Annotated in this window: 6 protein-coding genes; all 6 read left to right on the forward strand. The window is 64.9% G+C overall.

Annotation, left to right across the window (positions count from 1 at the left end; genetic code table 11):
• Window positions 1-540 (forward strand): aldehyde dehydrogenase family protein (locus ABI213_RS01350; RefSeq protein ID WP_348025781.1); only part of this gene is annotated, 540 nt, incomplete at its 5' end.
• Window positions 541-544: 4 nt separating this feature from the next.
• Window positions 545-2,215 carry a thiamine pyrophosphate-binding protein gene (locus ABI213_RS01355; RefSeq protein WP_348006813.1) on the forward strand — a complete coding sequence of 557 codons (1,671 nt, stop codon included), beginning with the start codon at window positions 545-547 and terminating at the stop codon, window positions 2,213-2,215.
• 100 nt (window positions 2,216-2,315) lie between these two features.
• The gene (locus tag ABI213_RS01360; RefSeq protein WP_348006812.1) at window positions 2,316-2,816 is read left to right on the forward strand and encodes a DUF4019 domain-containing protein; all 501 of its coding nucleotides are present in this window, start codon (window positions 2,316-2,318) and stop codon (window positions 2,814-2,816) included.
• A 21-nt stretch (window positions 2,817-2,837) separates the two neighbouring features.
• Window positions 2,838-3,461, forward strand: coding sequence for a glutathione S-transferase (locus ABI213_RS01365; RefSeq protein WP_348006811.1), 624 nt, complete (start codon window positions 2,838-2,840; stop codon window positions 3,459-3,461).
• A gap of 15 nt (window positions 3,462-3,476) precedes the next feature.
• Window positions 3,477-3,701, forward strand: a complete 225-nt coding sequence (locus ABI213_RS01370) for a zinc ribbon domain-containing protein (protein WP_348006810.1) — start codon at window positions 3,477-3,479, stop codon at window positions 3,699-3,701.
• A gap of 203 nt (window positions 3,702-3,904) precedes the next feature.
• Window positions 3,905-5,638, forward strand: a 1,734-nt coding sequence (locus tag ABI213_RS01375) for a methyl-accepting chemotaxis protein (protein ID WP_348025783.1), incomplete at its 3' end; no start/stop codon positions are given.

Here is a 5,638-nt window from a genome sequence, read left to right on the forward strand (position 1 = left end):
GCCCCGGGCACGCTGGTGGGGCCGCTGATCGACCGGGCGGCGTTTGACGGCATGCAGGCGGCGCTGGCCGAAAGCCGTGCCCTGGGTGCCACGGTGCACGGCGGCGGGCGGGTGGACAGCGAGGCCGATGCTTTTTACGTGCGCCCGGCCCTGGTGGAACTGGCCGAGCACGCAGGGCCGGCGCTGCGCGAGACCTTTGCGCCCATCCTGTACGTGCTGCGCTACCAGTCGCTGGACCAGGCGATCGACTGGCACAACGCCGTGGGGGCGGGCCTGTCCTCGTCCATCTTCACCCTGAACCTGCGCGAGGCCGAGCGCTTCATGGCCAGCAACGGCTCGGACTGCGGCATTGCCAACGTCAACATCGGCCCCAGCGGCGCAGAGATTGGCGGTGCGTTTGGGGGAGAAAAGGAGACCGGCGGTGGCCGCGAATCGGGCTCGGACAGCTGGAAGGCCTACATGCGCCGCGCCACCAACACCATCAACTACTCCACCGCGCTGCCGTTGGCGCAAGGTGTCACCTTTGACATCGGAAGCTAAAGCCATGACGCGTACCGGTGGCCAGATTCTGGTGGACCAACTGGTTCTGCACGGCGTGCAGCAGCTGTTTTGCGTGCCCGGCGAAAGCTTTTTAGCGGTGCTGGATGCCCTGCACGACGCGCCCATCGCCGTCACCGTGTGCCGCCAGGAAGGCGGCGCGGCCATGATGGCCGAGGCACAGGGCAAGCTCACCGGGCAACCCGGCGTGTGCTTTGTGACGCGCGGGCCGGGTGCTACCAACGCGGCGGCGGGCGTGCACATCGCGCACCAGGACGCCACGCCGCTGCTGCTGTTTGTGGGCCAGGTGGCGCGCGGCGCGCTGGGGCGCGAGGCGTTTCAAGAGCTGGACTACAGCGCGGTGTTTGGCAGCATGGCCAAGTGGGTGGTGCAGGTGGACGACCCGGCACGCCTGCCCGAGCTGGTGTCGCGCGCCTTCCACGCGGCCACTTCGGACCGCCCTGGCCCGGTGGTGATCGCCCTGCCGGAAGACATGCTGACCGAGGCCGCCACGGTGGCCGATGCCCTGCCCTACGCCGTCACCGAAACCCACCCCGGCCCCGCGCCGCTGGCCGAACTGCAGCAGCGGCTGGCGGCGGCGCAGCGCCCGGTAGTGGTTCTGGGCGGCAGCCGCTGGTCGGAGCTGGCGGTGCAGCAGTTCCGGGCGTTTGCCGAGGCGTTTGCGCTGCCGGTGTTCTGCTCGTTCCGCCGCCAAATGCTGTTTGACCACACGCACCGCTGCTACGGCGGCGACCTGGGGCTGGGGGCCAATCCGCGGCTGCTGGCGCGCATCCGCAACGCAGACATGGTGTTGCTGGTGGGCGGGCGCTTGTCGGAAGTGCCGTCGCAAGGCTACACGCTGCTGGCCATTCCCACGCCGCAGCAGAGCCTGGTGCATGTGGTTGCCGATGCCGCCGAATTCGGCAAGCTGTACCGGGCGGCCCAGTCCATCCACGCCACGCCGCAGGCGTTTGCCGAAGCCGTCAGTGCGTTACGCCCGGCGACCCTACCCGCGTGGCAAGTCGAGACAGAAGCCGCCCACGCCGACTACCTGCGCTGGAGCGACCCGGCCCCCATCCACATTCCCGGCCCGCTGCAAATGGGTGCGGTGATGCAGCATCTGCGCGAAGTACTGCCCGCCGACACCATTTTCTGCAACGGCGCGGGCAACTTCGCCACCTGGGTGCACCGCTTCTGGCCGTTTACCACCTACGCCAGCCAGCTCGCACCCACCAGCGGCTCCATGGGCTACGGCCTGCCTGCGGGCGTGGGGTCCAAGCGCCTGTGGCCGCAGCGCGAGGTGGTGGTGTTTGCGGGTGACGGCGACTTTTTGATGCACGGCCAGGAATTCGCCACCGCCGTGCAATACGGCCTGCCCATTCTGGTGGTGCTGCTGGACAACGCCATGCTGGGCACCATCCGCATGCACCAGGAGCGGCACTACCCCGGCCGCGTCAGCGCCACCGCACTGCACAACCCCGACTTCTGCGCCTACGCCCAGGCCTTTGGCGGCCATGGCGAAAGGGTGGTGGCCACCGCAGAATTTGCCCCGGCCCTAGCGCGCGCCCGGGCCAGCGGTAAACCGGCCATCCTGCACTGCCTGCTGGACCCCGAGGCCATCACGCCCAGCAGCACCTTAGAGAGCATCCGCACAGCGGCACTGGCAGCGGCAAACTAATGTAAAACCCGCCAACCGGCCGCCAGCGGGCGGCGTTAGAGGGAGGTTGGGCCGCAGCGCAGCGCCTACACTCCCTCTATTGACCGCTACCGGAAGACGTATGACTTTGTTTAAATTTGCCCCTTTGACCCGTTGTCTCAGCCTGTGTGTGGCCACATCGGCCTTATTGTTGGCACACACCGCCCAGGCCCAGACCGCCAAACCGGCCGCCGCACCCGCCGCCTCGGCCGCTGCAGCAGCCTCCGAAGAACTGGCGAAACAGGCCGCAGGCCAGCTCGCCGCCGCCGGTTGGCTGTCCATGCTGGACCGGGGTAACTGGGGCGGAGCCTACGAAGCCAGCAGCCAAACCTTCCGCAACATGGTGCAAATTGGCCAGTGGATGGACAGCATTCCCGGCGTGCGCGCACCGTTTGGCGCGTTCGAGAGCCGCACCGCCTCCACCGTGGTCTATAAAACCACCTTGCCTGGTCGGCCTGACGGCGAATACGTCACGGCGATTTTTGATGCCCACTTTGCGGGCAAAAAAGACGTGGAAGAACTCGTCACCACCGTGCGCGAGGCCGACGGCCAGTGGCGCGTGATTGGCTACCAGCCACGCTAAACGTCTCTGACCCGCACCGCCATGCTGCAACTACTGGGTAAATCCACGTCCATCAACGTGCGCAAGGTGCTCTGGCTGTGCGCCGAACTGGACCTTCCTTTTGAGCACCAGCAATGGGGCTCCGGCTTCCAACCCACCGAGGTGGACGCGTTCCGCGCGCTGAACCCCAACGCGCTGGTGCCGGTCATCCGCGATGGCGACTTTGTGCTGTGGGAATCCAACGCGATTTGCCGTTACCTGGCCGCGCAACATGCCCGTGCCGACCTGCTCCCCACCGCGCCGCAAGCCCGCGCTATGGTAGAGCAATGGATGGATTGGCAGGCCACCGAGCTGAACAACGCCTGGCGCTACGCCTTCATGGCGCTGGTGCGCCATAGCCCGACCCACACCGACCCGGTAGCCATCGCCACCAGCGTCAACACCTGGAACCTGCATATGGCGATGCTGGACGGCCAACTACAAAAAACCGGGGCCTACGCCACCGGAGCCGACTTCAGCCTGGCCGACATCGTGCTGGGCCTGGCGACCCACCGCTGGTTTGCGGCCCCCATCGACCGGCCCAACCTGCCCGCCGTGCAGGCCTACTACGAACGCCTGAGCCTGCGCCCCGGCTACCGTTTGCATGGCCGCAATGGCATGCCTTGAGACAGATTTCCGCTTATGCCCACCTACGACTACGTCTGCCCCGCCTGTGGCGGCTTTGAAGCCATCCGCCGACTGGCCGAAAGGGATGACCCCTGCGCCTGCCCCGTCTGTGGCAGTGCCGCCCAGCGGGTCTTGACGCTGACCACCGCAGAACCCCGCCGCGCCAGCAGCGCCCACGGCCAGAGCGTGGAAGCCAACTACCAAAGGCTCAGGCACCGAGCCGGTTGCGCTTGTTGTTAATCGGGCGTTGCGCGGGCCATTGGCATCCGCATGGCGGCCTAAAAAACATATCTTTGCAGCGCTGGGCTTGATGCAGATCAACACCAGTCCAATGGAGTAATAAGCCAGCAAATTTATGTTGGCGCTTGGACAGATCCATGCGCTAACATACCTTTAATAAAGTAACTTTATGTAAGTTAACTAAAAACAAGAGGCTCTGCGCTATGGACAATCGCAACAATGTCGGTGGCGGTTTTGGCTCGTTTTTCAGCTACCACGGCTGGCTAGCACCGGGTGTGCGTTTGTTCCGCAGCATTAGCTTTCCTGCCAAGGCGGCCTGGATCAGCACCATGTTTCTGGTGCCCTTGGTGATCATGCTGTGGTTGCTGTGGACCGACGCAAGCAACCAGATCGAATCCACGCGCAGCGAACAAGCGGGTCTGGTGTATGTCCAGCCCGTCACCGAGTTGATCACGGCCATCCAGAACCAGCGCCGCTCTGCAATGGCCAAAGCTACCGACCTGGCAGAAACCCAATCCAAAACCCAGAGCGCCTTCGACGCGGTAGCCGCCCAGCAAAAAGCCTTTGGCCCCGCTGCGGCCACGGCCGCTGGCTTTGAGGCCCTGCGCAAGGCGCTGGGCGGATTGGCCCAGACACCGCCAACAGCCGATGCGGACACCCTCTTCACCACGCACACCGCCGCCATCGACGCAGCCATTGGCCTGATCGCCCACATCGCGGACGATTCGCAGCTGGCGTTAGACCCTGAGCTAGACACCTACCACCTGATGAATGTGGGCGTTCTGCTGGGCCCCCAGTACTCTGAGTACCTGGCCCGCCTGCGCGGCCTGGGCTACACCGCGCTGCTGGAAAAAGAGGCGCTGTCGCCCAACCGTAGCCAACTGCTGCACAACACGCTCGCCCTGGTGGATTATGTGGATGCGCACGTAGAAAACTCCTTCAAGCAGGGCGTGGAGAATTTCCCGGATGTTGCCCCGAAATTCGACATGCCAAGCGTCGACAGCGCGCGGGAGGCATTTTTGGCCGCGCTGGACAAACAGGTTCTGGGCGAAGCCATCAACGGTGATGCCGCGGGCTTCTTGGCACTGGCCAACACCGCAGTCGAGCGGCAGCGGACGATCGACAAACAACTGCGCACCCGCCTGGATAGCCAGCTGCAGGCCCGTGTCGCAAGGATCACCCAGAAAATCTACTTCGACGCAGGGCTGTGCCTGGTATTTGTGCTGCTAGCCTTGTACCTGATGCAGGCCTTCTACAAGGTCATGATGGGCGGGCTGCGCGAAGTGGCCGGGCACTTGACAGAGATTACCCAAGGCAACCTCACCAACGCGCCCCAGCCCTGGGGTTCGGACGAAGCCGCCCAGTTGATGCTGACCATGGGTGCCATGCAAAGCAGTCTGCGCAACATCGCCAGCAGTGTGCGCGACGGTGCCGCCAATGTACAAACCGCCAGCAAGGAAATTGCATCTGCGTCCCACGACCTCTCCCAACGCACGGAGGCCAACGCGGCCAGCCTGCAGAAGTCTGCTGCCAGCATGGAGCAGATTGCGGCCACCGTAAAGCAAAGTTCCGACACCGTACGGGGTGCCAGCGCCATTGTGCAAAACAATGCCGCGGCCGCCACCCGAGGCGGCGAAGTCATCGCCCAGGTGGTGCACACCATGGAGAACATCCGGTCGTCGTCCAACCAAATCGGAGAAATCATCAGCGTCATCGATGGCATCGCCTTTCAGACCAACATCTTGGCGCTGAACGCTGCGGTGGAAGCCGCCCGCGCGGGCGAGCAGGGCCGGGGATTTGCCGTGGTGGCATCCGAGGTGCGGGCGTTGGCCGGCCGCTCGGCGGCGGCGGCCAAAGAGATCAAAACCCTCATCGGCACCAGCATCCAGCAGGTAGAGGCGGGCACCCACGTCGTGGCGCAAGCGGGTGAAACCATC

The sequence above is a fragment of the Rhodoferax sp. genome, from assembly GCF_039922535.1.
Classification (GTDB): domain Bacteria; phylum Pseudomonadota; class Gammaproteobacteria; order Burkholderiales; family Burkholderiaceae_C; genus Rhodoferax_B.

Bases quoted from the DNA above. Each gene is read 5' to 3' on its own strand.
- ABI213_RS01365 (WP_348006811.1), top strand. From the start codon at position 2,838: ATGCTGCAACTACTGGGTAAATCCACGTCCATCAACGTGCGCAAGGTG.
- ABI213_RS01360 (WP_348006812.1), top strand. From the start codon at position 2,316: ATGACTTTGTTTAAATTTGCCCCTTTGACCCGTTGTCTCAGCCTGTGT.
- ABI213_RS01370 (WP_348006810.1), top strand. From the start codon at position 3,477: ATGCCCACCTACGACTACGTCTGCCCCGCCTGTGGCGGCTTTGAAGCC.
- ABI213_RS01355 (WP_348006813.1), top strand. From the start codon at position 545: ATGACGCGTACCGGTGGCCAGATTCTGGTGGACCAACTGGTTCTGCAC.